General features: G+C 55.1%; 14 protein-coding genes. 9 read left to right on the top strand and 5 right to left on the bottom strand.

The features are described 5' to 3' along the window. Positions 1-53: 53 nt before the first annotated feature. The 7 genes from ACR0EL_RS07605 to ACR0EL_RS07575 all read left to right on the top strand — a co-directional run bounded on the left by ACR0EL_RS07605 (position 54) and on the right by ACR0EL_RS07575 (position 6,137). Positions 54-728 (top strand): hypothetical protein, encoded by a 675-nt coding sequence (locus ACR0EL_RS07605; RefSeq protein WP_480499184.1) that lies wholly within the window; start codon positions 54-56, stop codon positions 726-728. Next, entirely contained in the window at positions 725-1,393 is a 669-nt protein-coding gene (locus tag ACR0EL_RS07600) for an ABC transporter ATP-binding protein (RefSeq protein ID WP_480499182.1), read from the top strand. Before ACR0EL_RS07605 ends, ACR0EL_RS07600 begins: the two co-directional genes overlap by 4 nt. Next, positions 1,390-2,559: an ABC transporter permease gene (locus tag ACR0EL_RS07595; protein ID WP_480499180.1), complete on the top strand. Its 1,170-nt coding sequence runs from the start codon at positions 1,390-1,392 to the stop codon at positions 2,557-2,559. The genes ACR0EL_RS07600 and ACR0EL_RS07595 overlap by 4 nt, the downstream gene beginning before the upstream one ends. Before the next feature lie 16 nt (positions 2,560-2,575). After that, positions 2,576-3,346 carry a DUF4198 domain-containing protein gene (locus ACR0EL_RS07590; protein WP_480499178.1) on the top strand — a complete coding sequence of 257 codons (771 nt, stop codon included), beginning with the start codon at positions 2,576-2,578 and terminating at the stop codon, positions 3,344-3,346. Further along, positions 3,343-3,678: a hypothetical protein gene (locus tag ACR0EL_RS07585; protein WP_480499176.1), complete on the top strand. Its 336-nt coding sequence runs from the start codon at positions 3,343-3,345 to the stop codon at positions 3,676-3,678. Before ACR0EL_RS07590 ends, ACR0EL_RS07585 begins: the two co-directional genes overlap by 4 nt. Before the next feature lie 2 nt (positions 3,679-3,680). Then, complete coding sequence (locus ACR0EL_RS07580; protein ID WP_480499174.1) at positions 3,681-4,574, top strand: metal ABC transporter substrate-binding protein; 894 nt, start codon at positions 3,681-3,683, stop codon at positions 4,572-4,574. 69 nt (positions 4,575-4,643) lie between these two features. Further along, positions 4,644-6,137 (top strand): cryptochrome/photolyase family protein, encoded by a 1,494-nt coding sequence (locus ACR0EL_RS07575; protein WP_480499172.1) that lies wholly within the window; start codon positions 4,644-4,646, stop codon positions 6,135-6,137. Positions 6,138-6,203: 66 nt separating this feature from the next. Here the strand turns inward: ACR0EL_RS07575 and betA are convergent, their stop codons facing one another. The 5 genes from betA to choX form a co-directional block, all read right to left on the bottom strand. After that, positions 6,204-7,847 carry a choline dehydrogenase gene (gene betA / locus ACR0EL_RS07570; protein ID WP_480499458.1) on the bottom strand — a complete coding sequence of 548 codons (1,644 nt, stop codon included), beginning with the start codon at positions 7,845-7,847 and terminating at the stop codon, positions 6,204-6,206. Positions 7,848-7,858: 11 nt separating this feature from the next. Beyond that, positions 7,859-9,310 (bottom strand): betaine-aldehyde dehydrogenase, encoded by a 1,452-nt coding sequence (gene betB, locus ACR0EL_RS07565; RefSeq protein ID WP_480499170.1) that lies wholly within the window; start codon positions 9,308-9,310, stop codon positions 7,859-7,861. Between the two features lie 33 nt (positions 9,311-9,343). After that, positions 9,344-10,366, bottom strand: a complete 1,023-nt coding sequence (gene choV, locus ACR0EL_RS07560; RefSeq protein ID WP_480499168.1) for a choline ABC transporter ATP-binding protein — start codon at positions 10,364-10,366, stop codon at positions 9,344-9,346. Between the two features lie 2 nt (positions 10,367-10,368). Further along, positions 10,369-11,199, bottom strand: coding sequence for a choline ABC transporter permease subunit (gene choW / locus ACR0EL_RS07555; protein WP_480499166.1), 831 nt, complete (start codon positions 11,197-11,199; stop codon positions 10,369-10,371). A gap of 81 nt (positions 11,200-11,280) precedes the next feature. Further along, entirely contained in the window at positions 11,281-12,198 is a 918-nt protein-coding gene (choX, locus tag ACR0EL_RS07550) for a choline ABC transporter substrate-binding protein (protein WP_480499164.1), read from the bottom strand. A 113-nt stretch (positions 12,199-12,311) separates the two neighbouring features. Here choX and betI point away from each other — a divergent pair, with 113 nt between their 5' ends. Continuing rightward, a complete protein-coding gene (gene betI, locus ACR0EL_RS07545; RefSeq protein ID WP_480499161.1) occupies positions 12,312-12,896 on the top strand; it encodes a choline-binding transcriptional repressor BetI in 585 nt (194 codons plus the stop codon). Between the two features lie 185 nt (positions 12,897-13,081). Next, positions 13,082-14,881 carry a vanadium-dependent haloperoxidase gene (locus ACR0EL_RS07540; protein WP_480499159.1) on the top strand — a complete coding sequence of 600 codons (1,800 nt, stop codon included), beginning with the start codon at positions 13,082-13,084 and terminating at the stop codon, positions 14,879-14,881. The last annotated feature ends 20 nt before the right edge of the window (positions 14,882-14,901 follow it).

Genomic DNA, 14,901 nt, shown 5'->3' with positions numbered 1-14,901 from the left:
TGCGCGCCGCTTCGATGGTCGCTGGGCAGGGCGGTGGATAAGAAAGCCAAGCAGTGCAATACCCGATACGGGTCAGAGCTTTTATTATCGATCCAATCGACGTTCTGGAACGTAATTGGATTAAGCTGGGATTTGGATACATGGGTCAGAACGTTCTGTTAGCCATATTTTTTGCCTTGGGCGTTGGCGGAATTGCTGGATTTGTTTTTCTATCGTCCGAAAGATCGGCAGATGCATTGCCACCCGGGGCTTATTCGGTACCAAACATGCCCGGAATGACGGTTCCGGTTGCCTACGAGCTATCAGATGAGTTGATACCAGCGTTGTTGATCGTGATCTACGAGGCCTTCGCGCAGACCCAAGAAGACACCATTTATGACCAATTGGCAAAGGTCACGCATGGCGACGCGTTGGAGTATCTTTACCTCGAACGGGTTGGTGCAATGGAAGGGAATGGGCTGGATCAAGCGGATCAGACCATCCACGAAATCAGCCTGTTAGACAGCCTCGTGACGCAAAGCGATGAGACGCTTGAGGTCGATGCAACATGGCAGGTTATAGGAACAGTCGGTCACGCTGAACACCTTCATGTACGCGGCAATACCTATTTTGCCGCCTTGTCGATCTCTCCGATTGAGGGTGCATGGCGGATTACAGATTTCGACTTGCTTGAGGTCAGCCGGGACAGCGCAGGTGAGGTTTTTCAGGTTTCGGAAGAAAATCAATGATCCGCGTCGAAGACCTTAGCTTTAGTTACAGTTCCGGCGCGTTTCGCCTGCGGGTGTCGCAGCTATCCCTGACCGAGGGCGAACGTTTGGCCATCGTTGGGCCAAGCGGCAGTGGAAAGACAACCCTGCTGAACCTGATCGCGGGTATTCTGACACCTGAAACAGGGTGTATCGAGGTGGCCGGAACAAATGTCTCGGGGTTGCCAAATGCGGCGCGTCGTCGGTTTCGCGCCAGTCATATCGGTTTCGTTTTTCAGGATTTTGCTTTGCTGGATTATCTGACTGCACGGCAAAACATCCTATATCCCTATCGCATTACACCCGCGCTCAAACTGGATTCCGCGGCGCGGGGTCGGGCAGAGGCTTTGGCGGAGGCCAGTGGTATTGGTGATAAGCTGGACAGGCATCCCGAAGCCCTTAGCCAGGGGGAACAGCAACGCGTCGCCATCTGCCGTGCTTTGGTGACCCAGCCCAAGCTTATCCTGTCTGACGAGGCGACCGGCAATCTGGATCCTGAAAGCAAAGGACGCATCCTGGATTTGCTGTTCGAGCAAGCCGCCAGTGCAGGGACAACGGTTCTGGCCGTGACCCATGATCACGAGCTTTTACCGCGTTTTGAACGTGTTATCGACTTTGCGCAATATCGCGAGGTGGCCGAGATATGAATGCGCTCTACCTCGCCTTTTCCTATCTGCGTTATCATTGGGCACGCAGTCTTGTGCTAGTGATTGCGACGGCGTTGATCCTGTTTGTGCCGGCAGCCACGCAGATCTTACTGTCCACAAGCCAGACCGCCTTGGTTGCGCGGGGTGAGGCGACGCCACTGCTGTTGGGCAATCGTGGATCGCGGTTGGATCTGACAATGGCTGCCCTCTATTTCTCAGATGAACGCCCTGATCCCATCGCAATGCGCGAGGTGGATGTGATCTGGGACAGCAATTTGGCTCTTCCCATCCCAGTCCATACCGCGTTTTCGTCTGGCGGGTACCGGATCGTAGGTACGACACTCGATTATTTTGAGTTCAGGGGTCTGGCACTTGCAGATGGGAGGGGGCTGTCCTTTCTGGGGGAAGCGGTGATCGGGGCGCAAGTGGCCCAAGACTTGGGGAAGGGGGTGGGCGATGTGTTAGTCTCCGCGCCCGAGAATCTGTTCGACCTCGATGGCGTTTACCCTCTGGAGATGCCAATTGTCGGGGTGTTGGCTCCGACCAACACGCCAGACGATCAAGCGATTTTTGTTGATATCAAAACGGCTTGGGTGATTCAGGGGATTGGGCATGGCCACGAGGATGTGGTGACCGCCGCAGATATTGCAGCTGGGACTGATGCGCTGGCGAATGCAGCTGTGGTGCAATACCAGCGTATCACGCCGGACAATATCGATAGCTTTCATTTTCATGGGGCACAGGCTGAGTTTCCGGCCACTGCTGTGATCTTGGTCCCGAATGACCGGCGATCGGCCACGATCCTGAAAGGGCGGTATCTGGACAGCGAAAATCCCAGCCAATTGTTTGAACCGTCGCAAGTCATACAAGGGCTGGTCGATCGGATATTTCGGATCAAATCACTATTGGACGTGGTGACGGCGATCATCGCTGTGGCGGCGGTTGCCGCCGTTGGGCTGGCCGTTTTCCTTAGCTATCGGCTGCGCGCAAAAGAGATTGCGACAGCCGTCAAGTTGGGGGCTAGGCAGGGCATGGTTTTGCGTCTGCTGGCAGCCGAAACAGTCACTCTGCTGTTCATTTCAGGGTGTATCGCAGCCTTTGGTGTTGCGTTGGTGTCACGACATGCTGAGACCTGGGTGGGTTGGCTGCTCTCGCTCGGCACATGATTAGAAAGGAAAGGCTATGAAACAGAACATTCTTCTGGCGGCATTGGCAGGCAGCGTTGCCGTCACGCCTGCGCTTGCCCATTACGGAATGATCATCCCGAATGATCCGATGATCAGTCAGGAAGATGGCCGCAGCTTATCCTTGACCATGTCTTTCTCACATCCGTTTGAACTGGACGGGATGACACTGGAACAACCTGCAGCCTTTACCGTAACACATGAAGGGCAAACAACAGACATCCTGAGCAGCCTTGAGGGTGCCACTGTTATGGATGAACGAGGGTATACGCTCGATTTTCCGCTTGAACGTCCGGGCACCTACATCTTTGCGATGGAACCCAAACCTTACTGGGAACCCGCTGAAGATGCTTTCATCATTCACTACACGAAAACCTATGTAACGGCTTACGGAGATGATGAGGGTTGGGATGCCGAGCTTGGTCTCAAGACCGAGATTGTGCCCCTGTCTAAACCGTTTGGTCTGTGGGAGCACAATGTCTTTCAGGGTATCGTCAAGATGGATGGGACGCCCGTACCTTATGCCGAAGTTGAGGTAGAATTCTTCAACAATGGCGCCGGTGCAACCGCGCCGGATGAGTTGATGATCACGCAGACAGTCAAGGCAGACGCAGATGGTGTCTTTACCTATGCGGCGCCATCCGATGGTTGGTGGGGTTTTGCTGCGCTCAATACGGCGGACTATACCTTGCCTCAGGACGGTGAAGACAAGGCTGTCGAACTGGGCGCAGTTCTGTGGGTGCATTTTGAGGAATGGACAGGTCAGTGATCCGAACACTTGGTTTAGCCGCCCTATGCGCCGCTGCCCCCTTGGCTGCGGCTGCGCACAAACTTGTCGTTTTCGCCTCGGTCGATTGCAAAATGGTGACGGTTGAAGCGAAGTTTTCGAACGGCAAACCCGCCCAAAAAGGTGAGGTGCGCGTACTGAATGGGCAGAATGCTTTGCTGCAAACCCTTTCGGTTGACAGTGATGGCATGGCGCATATCCCCCTCAGCAGTGTTGATCATTCAACTGGTCTGGTGATCGAGGTTGATACCGGGGGCCACGATAACTACTGGATTGTCACGCCCGAAGATATAGCGCGGAAATGCGGGAGTTGATCATGCATAGGATGCTCATGCGTGGTGCGCTGATGGTTCTGGGCCTGCTGGTGGCCACGTTTGCGACCGCACAAGAACGGCCAAGAATTGTAGCAGTTAACTATCCGTTGCAGTATTTTGCCGAACGCCTTTTAGGGGATGCCGCAGATGTGGTGTTTCCCGTACCCGCAGATGTCGATCCTTCGTTTTGGCGGCCCGCTATCGCCGATATCAGCATGATCCAATCGGCAGACCTGATCCTGCTGAACGGTGCCGCCTTTGCCACTTGGATTGATCGCGTGTCTCTGCCGCGATCCCGGTTGGTCAACACCTCTGCCGCGCTTGAGGACCGATTCATCGCTACCGAAAGTATCACCCACAGCCATGGTGAGGGTGGAGAACACTCGCATGAGGGATTGGCATCCTACACCTGGCTTGATCCAACTTTGGCAATTACGCAGTCGGAGGCAATTGCGAAGGCCGCAACTCAGCGTGCGCTTGCCCCGCCCGATGAAATTGCTGCACGGCTCGATACGCTCCGCGCTGAGTTGCTGGCGTTGGATCAGACAGCCCAATCGCTGCTTGCGGGCGGCACAAATGTCACTCTGATCGCGACGCATCCAAGGTATCAGTATTTCGGTCGCCGCTACGGTCTGGAAATCGCATCGCTTGAGTGGGAGGCTGGGGCCGCTCCAAATTCGGAGCAATTGGCCGAACTGCTTGATCTCAAACAACAGACAGGTGCAGAGGTATTGATCTGGGAAGCAGATCCACCAATGGCAGCGTTGCGGGCTGTTGAAGAGTTGGGGATGCAGAATGTGGTCTTCCCACCTCTTGTCCATAGGCCGGAGGGTGCAGATTTCGTGAACAGCTACGAAGATTCGGTTCTTGCCCTATCAACGGCATTGGCGAACTGACACACCTTTCTGCTCCGGTGTAGATGTTCATAAGCTGGGACTACTGACTTTCTAGCTTGGAGATATGGATTGACCGCGGCGACACTCATTCTTCCCAATCAGCTTTATGTCGACCATCCAGGTTTAGTCGACGCTTCGGCGCGTGTGATCTTGTTTGAGGATCCTCTGTTCTTTGGCGACGCGCAGTACCCGGCAAAGATGCACAAGCAAAAGCTTTGGTTGCACCGTGCAAGCATGTCCCGGTATCATCGCAACCTGCTGGATAAAGGCCTGAATGCCAAAATCTTTTCTTATGAAATGCGAACAGATGCGTGCCGTCTCTTGTTCCAGGGGCTGTCACAGGACGGTGTCAGTTCGGTTGTGATGGCTGACCCGGTAGACTTCATCGCAGAGAAGCGCCTACAGAAGGCCGCGCTTCATGCGGGTATCAAACTCGAATTTCGTCCATCTCCCGGATTTCTGAATACTCAGGCAGACAATGAAATTTGGCGAAGTGGTCACAAACGCTGGTTCATGGCCGACTTCTATAAGCATCAGCGGCGCCGGCTGGATGTTTTGATGGATGGCGATGAACCAATCGGTGGACAATGGAGCTTTGACCACGACAACCGCAAGAAAGTTCCCAAAGCCCTTCTGGGCTGTCTACCTTGGATCGACTGGCCGGAACATGGCGCGCTGGATCACGCTGCAAGGGATAGTATAAACGCAGATTTTCCAAATGCTTATGGTTTGCTTGACAGGCTGTATTACCCGACATCTCATAAGGCCGCCGAGGTTTGGTTGAATCAATTTCTCGAGCGACGTTTTGATCGGTTCGGCGATTATGAAGATGCAATTGTCGAAGGCGAAAGCTGGCTCTGGCACGCGGTCCTGACACCCGCTCTGAACATCGGGTTGTTAACCCCAAAACAAGTAATCGACGCAGCTCTTGACTATGCGCAATCCCGAGACGTCCCGCTCAATTCCATAGAAGGTTTTGTTCGTCAGATCATTGGTTGGCGAGAGTTTATGCGTGCCACCTATGAAGACCTTGGCGTACGTATGCGGACGACCAACCATTGGGCACACAGCCGAAGGATGCCGACAGCGTTTTATGATGGCACAACAGGGATAGGCCCAATCGACGATACCATCACGAGGGTTCTTCAGACCGGATTTTGCCATCACATTGAACGGCTGATGGTTTTGGGTGGGTTTATGTTTCTGTGTGAAATTGATCCAGACGACGTCTACCGCTGGTTCATGGAGATGTTCGTGGACAGTTACGATTGGGTCATGGTCCCAAATACGTATGCCATGAGCCAGCACGCAGATGGCGGGCGTATCACGACCAAACCTTATTTCTGTGGCTCAAACTACATCCGCAAAATGAGCCATTGGGCCAAAGGGCCTTGGTCAGAGGTCTGGGATGCCCTGTATTGGCGGTTCATAATTAAGCATCAGGACAATCTCGGGCGAAATCCACGCTGGGCTATGATGTGCCGAAATGCGGCCCGAATGAAGCCAGAGAGAAGAGATCGATACATTGCGACTGCGGATGCCTTTCTTGCGCGCCTATCCTGATCCAATCGTAACCTTGCTTCTACCAACCCATTCTATGCGTGCCGATGTCGGCGCGCATTCTGACTTTCAACTCGTGTGCAACCATGGCTTAGCGTTTGACGGCGGCAGGGGCGTTTGGCCCAGAATGTGATCAGACGCTTTTTCCCCCACCATGATCGAGGGTGCGTTCAGGTTCCCGTTGGTAATACGTGGAAAGATCGAACTGTCAGCAACGCGCAGCCCGTCCACTCCAATCACGCGGCATTCTGGGTCCACCACGGCTGTTTTGTCGTCCGCTCGGCCCATCTTGCAGGTGCCGCAGGGGTGGTAGGCGCTTTCGGCATGTTCGCGGATGAACCCGTCCAGATCGTCATCGGATTGCAGCGCCGCGCCGGGCTGGATTTCAGATTTCACATAGGGTTTGAACGCATTCTGCGCGAAAATCTCGCGTGTCATGCGGATGCACCTGCGGAAATCGATCCAGTCCTGCTCAGTGCTCATATAATTGAACCGGATTTCCGGCGCGGCCAACGGATCCGCCGACCGTAGTTGGATCGACCCGCGCGACGGCGATCGCATGGGGCCGACATGTGCCTGAAACCCATGACCTTCGGCAGCGGCTTTGCCGTCATACCGCACCGCCATGGGCAGGAAATGGTACTGTACATCTGGATAGGTTTTTGACGGATCAGACCGCAAAAACGCAGCCGATTCAAACTGGTTCGACGCCCCAAGACCCTTTTTGAAGAACAGCCATTGTGCCCCGATCACCGCCTTGGAGATCAGGTTCCAATGTTTGTACAGTGTGATCGGCTGCTTACTGGCCATCTGGATATAGAGTTCCAGATGATCCTGCAGATTCTGCCCAACCCCAGGTCGGTTGGCGACGACCTCGATGCCATGCTGTTGCAGATGCGCGGCCGGTCCGATGCCGGACAGCATCAGCAGTTTCGGAGAGTTGATGGACGAGGCCGCCACAATCACCTCTCGGTTTGCACGCAGAACCTCGGTTTTTGATCCGTTGATCACTTCGACGCCGGTCGCGCGTCCGTTTTCGATCACGATCCGTTTGGCAAAGGCGCGAACAAGGCGGCAGTTTTCGCGCTTCAGGGCTGGCCTCAGATAGGCATTCGCGGCAGACCAACGGCGACCTTTGTAGACGGTCTGCTCCATCGGGCCGAAGCCCTCTTGCTTTTCGCCGTTATAGTCTTCGGTTAACTCGTATCCGGCCTGATGACCAGCCTCGACAAAGGCGTGAAACAGCGGGTTTTTTCGCGGGCCGCGCGTCACATGAAGCGGCCCGTCCGTACCCCGCCACATCGGGTCGCCCCCGTGCCCGGCGCTGTTCCAGGTTTCCATCCGTTTGAAATAGGGAAGCACGTTCTTGTAGGCCCAGCCATCAGCGCCGGCATCCTGCCAATGGTCATAATCCAGCGCATGACCACGGACATAAACCATCCCGTTGATTGACGACGATCCTCCGATAACCTTACCGCGTGGCGTCGCCAAACGTCGGTTGTTCAAATGGGGTTCCGGCTCGCTTTGGAACCCCCAATCGTATAGGGGCATGTTCATCGGATAGGACAGCGCCGCAGGCATCTGGATGAAGGGTCCCACATCCGAGCCGCCAAATTCGATCACCAGCACCGAATGTTTGCCGTTTTCAGACAGTCGATAGGCCATCGCACACCCGGCAGAGCCTGCGCCGATGATGATGTAATCTGCATTCAGCTTGGTCATGATCAGTAAGGAGCCTCAACCGGTGTCATGCGCACGAAAACTGTCTTGAGCTGGCTATAATGCTCGATTGCTGCCTTCGAGTTCTCGCGCCCGACGCCCGATTTCTTCATCCCGCCAAAAGGGATTTCGACCGGCGCGTCGTTATAAGAATTGATGAAACAGGTGCCCGCATCCAAGCTATCAATGACCCGATGCGCGCGCGTCAGGTCCGAGGTGAAAACGCCCGCTGCTAGCCCCAATTCGGTGTCGTTAGCACGGGTGATCACCTCGTCTTCGGTCTCGAACTCAAGGATCGACATGACCGGGCCGAATATCTCTTCCCGGGCGATGGTCATGTCATCGCGCACATCCGAGAAGATGACCGGTTCAATAAAGAACCCATCTCTGTCGATCTGTGCGCCGCCATAGGCGAGGGTTGCGCCTTCGGCTTTACCTTTGGCGATGTAGCCTTCGACGATCTCAAGCTGGCGGGCCGATACCATTGGACCCATCTGGGTTTCTTCGTCCCTGGGATCGCCGATGATGATCATGGATGTGCGCTCAATCAGCCGTTCAAGAAAACGATCCTTGATCCCGGATTGAACAAACACGCGCGTTCCGTTGGAACAGACCTGACCGGTCGAGTAGAAGTTGCCCAGCAGCGCGCCGCCAACCGCGTCCTCAAGCGACGCGTCGTCGAAGACGATCAAGGGAGACTTGCCGCCCAGCTCCATCGTCACATGCTTCATGCCTGCTGCCGCCGAGGCATAAACCTTGGCTCCGGTCGCAGCCGACCCGGTCAGTGAGACCTTGTCGATATCAGGATGCTGTGTCAGTGCTGCGCCTACATCGCCATAGCCTTGAATGACGTTGAACAGACCTGCAGGCGCGCCAGCCTCGATCAGAATCTCGGCAATCTTCAGTGCGCTCAGCGGTGTAAATTCGGAGGGCTTGAAGACCATCGCGTTTCCGCAGGCCAGGGCAGGGGCCCCTTTCCAGCACGCGATCTGAGTGGGGTAGTTCCACGCCCCGATACCGGCGCACACGCCCAATGGGACGCGTTTTGTATAGGCCCAATCTTCACCCAGCGGGATATGTTCGCCGGTCAGGCTGGCGGCAAGCCCGCCGAAATACTCCAGCGCATCCGCGCCCGAGGTTGCATCGGCGCAGATCGTTTCCTGCAGCGGCTTGCCCGTGTCATGCGTTTCCAACCAGGACAGATCATGATTACGGGCGCGGATCAGATCTGCAGCACGCCGCAGAACCCGGCCCCTCTCGGTACCGGTTTGTTTGGCCCACTCAATCTGCGCTGCGCGCGCCGTTTTGACGGCAAGCTCGACAATCTCGGGTGTGGCCGAATGCAGGCGTGCGATCTCTTCGCCATTTGCAGGGAAGACACAGGAAATCGGGATTCCGTTTGCATCCTCGATATAGGCGCCATTTACGAAATGGCTGGCCTTTGGTTGAAAGTCCATCTTGATATTCCGTTATGTCATTGGGGCTGTTGCTCAGCACCGCTCGGACAGGTTTTTGACCAGTGAGGTGTTCGAAATCTCGCCCAGGCGCGATCCGTCGCGCATGACGATCAAAGGTGTTCCATCATCGGGCAGGATTGACATGACATCTTTCACCGCCATCTCCGCCGGAATTTCGCGCCCCTCAGCCTGACCGGGCGGCCCCATGACATCTTCGGCCGTCAGCACGCCCAGCGGGTTCATGTGATTGACAAATTCCGTCACATACGCGTTCGCGGGGTCTGTATAGATCTGTTTTGGCGTCCCGCTTTGTACGATGCGCCCCCCTTCGAGGATGGCGATCTTGTCGCCCAGCTTGAAGGCTTCATCCAGATCGTGGCTGACAAAGATGATCGTCCGTTTAAGTTCGCGCTGAAGCTCTAACAGCTCGTTTTGCAGGTGGTTCCGGATCAGCGGGTCCAGGGCCGAAAATGGCTCATCCATCAAAAGGATCGGTGCCTCTGTGACAAAGGCACGCGCCAGCCCAACGCGTTGCTGCATGCCGCCTGACAGTTCTGAAACCTTCAGATCGGCCCATTCGGACAGACCAACAAGCTCCAGTTGTCGGTCCACGCGCTCGATGGTCTCTTTTTGCGGTGCGCCGCTCAGTTCCAGCCCAAGGCCAACATTTTCACGGACGCTGCGCCAGGGTAGCAGGCCGAATTGCTGAAACACCATCGCGACGCTGCTTTGACGGATGGAGCGCAGGGTGGACGCATCTGCGCGGTTCACGTTCACCAACGATCCCTGATGGCGCAATTGCACATCGCCGCGCACCACAGGGTTCAGGCTATTCACACTGCGCAGCAGAGTTGATTTGCCGGACCCGGACAGGCCCATCAGGACGAGAATCTCGCCCTCATCCACCGTCAGCGAGCAATCGTGTACACCCAGAACCTGACCCGTCAGATCGCGGATTTCGGCGCGGTCTTTGCCCTGATCCATCTCGGGCAAGGCGCGTTTCGGATTGTCCCCAAACACAATGGAGACATTGTCGAATTTGACTGCGGTTGTCATGATCAGCGCTCCATTCTAAGCATCCGGTCAAGCGCGATGGCGATAACCACGATGACCAGGCCGCTTTCGAACCCAAGCGCCGTGTTGACCTGGTTCAGGGCACGCACAACCGGAACACCCAGACCGCTGGCCCCGACAAGTGCCGCGATAACGACCATCGACAGCGACAACATGATCGTCTGGTTCAAACCGGCCATGATTTGCGGGAAGGCCCACGGGATCTCGACTTTGACCAGCTTCTGAAACGGGGTCGCGCCAAAGGCATCCACGGCCTCGAGCAGGGATTCGGGTGTGGACGACACACCCAGATGGGTCAGGCGGATCGGGGCGGGCAGAACGAAGATAACCGTCGCAATCAGTCCGGGCACCATTCCGATGCCAAAGAAGACGATTGCCGGGATCAGATAGACAAAGGTTGGTAGCGTCTGCATCAGGTCCAGAACTGGCCGCAAAAAGCTGAAAAATCGCGGGCGATGGGCTGCGGCAATTCCAATTGGCACACCGATTGACATGCAGACAACACAGGCTGACAGAACCAGAGTCAGGCTTTCGGTGGTTTCTTCCCAATAGCCTTGGTTGATCACAAACAAGAAAGACAGAAACACCAGTACACTGGTCTTCCAATTGCGCTGCAAAAGATAGGATATTGCCGTAAATGCAAGCACCGTGATCAGCGGATTGGGGGTTTGAAGAACCCACAAAATACCGTCAATCAGCGCCTCGAGGCCCGTTGCCAGGGCATCAAAAAAGAATGCACCCTTGTTTTGCACCCACAAAAAAATCTGTTCGAGAAACTTCCCGACCGGGATTTTCGAACCCTCTAGCCAATCCATGGTTTCCCTTTCACATCACAAAAAATCTCCGACCCTCACAGAGAAATAAGGGCCGGAGACAGAGTTGGTTTATAGCTGAGATCAGAGACCCAGAGCGCTTTTGACCGCGGCATTCGCGTCACCGCCATCCAGCGTTGTGACCCCGTCCAGCCAAACCTCGACAGTGTCCATATTGCCTGCGAGCCATGCCTTGGCCGCATCTGCTGGATCCTGACCATCTTCCAGAATGGAAGCCATGATTTCGTTTTCCATCGGCAGCGTGAACTCAAGATTGGTCAGCAACGCACCAACATTGGGGCATTCGGTGACATAGCCACTGCGTGTGTTGGTATAGACGTCGCCCTCGGCGCCGAACCATTCTTCACCACCGGTTAGGTAGGTCAGCTCCATATTCGAGTTCATCGGGTGTGGCGCCCAGCCCAGGAACACCACGGGTTTGCCGCGACCGTCGATGCGCGATGCTTGCGCCAGCATGCCCTGTTCCGAGCTTTCGACCAGGTTCATCGCGGATAGACCAAACTTGTCTTCGGCAATCAGGTCCAGAACGATGCGGTTGCCGTCATTGCCCGGCTCGATCCCGTAGATTGTGCCATCCAGAGCGTCAGCATGGGTGGCGATATCGGCAAAAGTGGCAATGCCCAAGTCACGGCCCGCCGCGTTGGTGGCCAGGGTGTACTGAGTGCCTTTCAGGTTGGCCCGCACGGTGTCGACGGTGCCAGCTTCGCGGTAAGGGGCGATGTCGGCCTCCATCGTGGGCATCCAGTTGCCCAAGAAGACATCCACATCCCCTAATTCGAGCGATTTGTAAGTCACCGGCACGGATAGGACTTTGACGTCCGTCTCATAACCCAGCGCTTCAAGAATGGTTGTGGTCGTCGCCGTGGTCGCGGTGATGTCTGTCCATCCCACATCCGAAAATGTAACCTTGTCGCAGGCGGCATAAGCTGCGTTTGCGCTCAGAAGCGCCGCCAGCGCCGTTGCAGTCACTTTAAAAGACATCATGTTCTCCCGTTGGTTTCTTGTATATTTGTTGACGTATAATCAAAAAATTGATTCATTAGTCAATAATCAATTTATTTGACCCTGTTTCTATGATGAACTAGGCGCTGGATATGCCAAGAACAAAAATCAAAGACATACGCAAAAACGAGATCATCGAAGCCGCCATTGCCGAGATTGGTCGGACTGGATCAACCGATATTACGGTTGCAAAGATCGCGGATGTTGCCGGAGTGTCCAGCGGCTTGGCGCATCATTATTTTGGCAGCAAGGAACAGATTCTGATCTCGGCCATGCGGCGCATTCTGACGATCTTTGGGGCCGATGTGCGCAAAGGTTTGGCGCAGGCGGAAACGCCCGAACAACGACTAGAAGCCATTATTATTTCTTGCTTTTCAAGTCAGAACTTCCGCCCCGGCATCACCAATGCCTGGCTAAGCTTCTATGTGCAGGCGCAATATTCCAAAGACACTGAACGCCTGTTGCATATCTACTATCACAGGCTGCAATCCAATCTGAAAAGCAATCTGAAACCACTTGTCGGCACGCGGGCTGAAGAGGTTGCGGTGGCGCTGGCATCTCTGATTGATGGGCTCTACATTCGATTGTCGTTCAAGGGCGGAAACCTCAGCCCGGATGACGCAACCGAAATCGCCTTAGGCTATCTGCGTCAGAGCCTTTCAGCGACTTCCGCATAACATCATCTGTGCCTGATCCGGTTATTTCCCGGTAGGCCACCGGCCAATCTATCGGCAAACGTGATCTGTTTCACGGCGGACAAACACGCTCTGTGATAGAGACCAGCACGCGTTGACGTTATTTTCGCGTCAGCGTTTTAAGACCAATTCAATTTAAAATTTTTATTTTCAAAGGAGTGTTAGACATGGCAGTCAACCGTCGAGAGGCCGCATTTGAAGGCCGGGTGTCCGCTGCACGCATGGCGCATGACCGGGTACACCCAGATCACATTGCCAATGGTGACGAGCAGAGATACGCCACTGCACATTATCCGATGAGCTTTACCAAGGGGCTCAATCACAACTCTGCTACCGGGCTTGTTGATGACAAAGGGCATTTCGAAGCTTTTCGTCAGGCCATTGATGAAGGCTGGATCGAGCCGTTCACATCCCGGGTTCCTGTCCCAACCCCGCCCAGGGGAAAGGGGCGCAGAAAGTGGGAGGCACCGACTGCCGGTGTGGTCTATGACCTTGAAGGGCCCGATGCGCAGGCCGTAACTATGCCGCCCGCACCCGAACTCTGTAGCGACGAGCTGACCTTTGAGATGGCCGAAGTCTACGAGTTGGCCATTTTGCGCGATGTGTCATTTTCACAGTTTCAAACCGGTGGTGCTCAGCTGTCCAACTCAGTCGCGCGGCTGAATGCGCTTGATTTTGCCCAAGCCGGTTTCCCAGGTGGCAGAGGTCGCACAAGTGCGACAACAACTACGCTGGATGCTCAAACTGCCTTCAGAGGCTCGTCCCCGGGCTGTGACAAGGGACCGTACCTGTCTCAGCTCATGTTGATTGGTACCCGCGATCAGGCTGGATCCGTTGATCTAGAGGACGGGTTGATCAGCTTTGGTGCTCAGCAGGTAGACCAGCGTGTTTTGGTTGCCGCCAAAGGCGATGACTACATGAAGACATGGAAAGAGTGGCTTGATGTTCAACAGGGCTATGACGTCAATATGTGTGGCGCTGGTCAGGATTTTGGCGAGAAGAAGCGCTGTTTCATAAAAACACCGCGCGATCTGGCTACGTATGTGCACTACGACGCGCTCTATCAGGCCTATCTCAATGCTTGTCTAATCCTGCTGGGCATGGGCACGCCGTTTGATCCGGGGTTTGCAAATCTCTCGGGCATGCGCGATGTCTACGATCCTAGTTCGGGTCAACCACAGAATGCGGGCGGGTTTGCCCTTTATGGTGGTCCACATATTCTGACTCTGGTGACCGAAGTGGCGACACGCGCGCTGAAGGCGGTTCGGTTCCAAAAGTTCAATAACCATTTGCGTCTGCGCCCTGAAGCACTGGCTGCGCGGCTCGCAAAGGCTGATGTGATCGAGCAATATCACCCCAGTCTTTGCGGGGCTTTCAGCAAGATGTGTGATGATCTGATGTCGAACAAAGGGCGCGATGGTAAATCGACCCTCGACAAGATCGCGCACGGTAACCCAAGGCAGCCAAAGCAATTCAACAAAGGTAACTTTTTGCTGCCTATGGCCTTCGGTGAAGGTTCTCCGATGCATCCAGCTTATGGTGCCGGGCATGCGACCGTTGCGGGTGCCTGTGTAACAGTGTTGAAAGCCTATTTTGACACCAGCACAGTTCTGGGCAAAAACGCTGATCGCGATAGCTGCAATTGTGGCAAGGACGGGTTCTACCGCTCTATTTCTGAGGCGAGCGAATATACAGCGCCGAAGAAAGGCTGTGATAAGCTTGACCGCAAGGTCGTCAAGTGCCCACTGACCCTGGAAGGTGAGCTGAACAAGCTTGCTGCCAATATCTCGATCGGGCGCAATATGGCCGGTGTGCATTATTACTCGGATTACTATGACAGCCTGCGCATGGGCGAAGAAATCGCGATTGCGATGCTCGAGGAACAGGCAATCTGCTACCCGACTGATCCCTTTGTCCTGTCGGTTCCCACGTTCGATGGTCCGGTGCGCCGGATTGGAAACCGGTAACCAGAAGAAGGTGCCCCCGG

It is taken from the genome of Ruegeria sp. AH12, assembly GCF_056541465.1.
Note: the sequence above shows the minus strand (reverse complement) of the source record. Positions and strands in the feature narration are given on the sequence as shown.

Coding starts and splice junctions, on each gene's coding strand:
- ACR0EL_RS07600 (WP_480499182.1), top strand. CDS start 725: ATGATCCGCGTCGAAGACCTTAGCTTTAGTTACAGTTCCGGCGCGTTT.
- ACR0EL_RS07595 (WP_480499180.1), top strand. CDS start 1,390: ATGAATGCGCTCTACCTCGCCTTTTCCTATCTGCGTTATCATTGGGCA.
- choX (WP_480499164.1), bottom strand. CDS start 12,198: ATGTCTTTTAAAGTGACTGCAACGGCGCTGGCGGCGCTTCTGAGCGCA.
- betI (WP_480499161.1), top strand. CDS start 12,312: ATGCCAAGAACAAAAATCAAAGACATACGCAAAAACGAGATCATCGAA.
- choV (WP_480499168.1), bottom strand. CDS start 10,366: ATGACAACCGCAGTCAAATTCGACAATGTCTCCATTGTGTTTGGGGAC.
- betB (WP_480499170.1), bottom strand. CDS start 9,310: ATGGACTTTCAACCAAAGGCCAGCCATTTCGTAAATGGCGCCTATATC.
- ACR0EL_RS07580 (WP_480499174.1), top strand. CDS start 3,681: ATGCATAGGATGCTCATGCGTGGTGCGCTGATGGTTCTGGGCCTGCTG.
- choW (WP_480499166.1), bottom strand. CDS start 11,199: ATGGATTGGCTAGAGGGTTCGAAAATCCCGGTCGGGAAGTTTCTCGAA.
- ACR0EL_RS07590 (WP_480499178.1), top strand. CDS start 2,576: ATGAAACAGAACATTCTTCTGGCGGCATTGGCAGGCAGCGTTGCCGTC.
- ACR0EL_RS07540 (WP_480499159.1), top strand. CDS start 13,082: ATGGCAGTCAACCGTCGAGAGGCCGCATTTGAAGGCCGGGTGTCCGCT.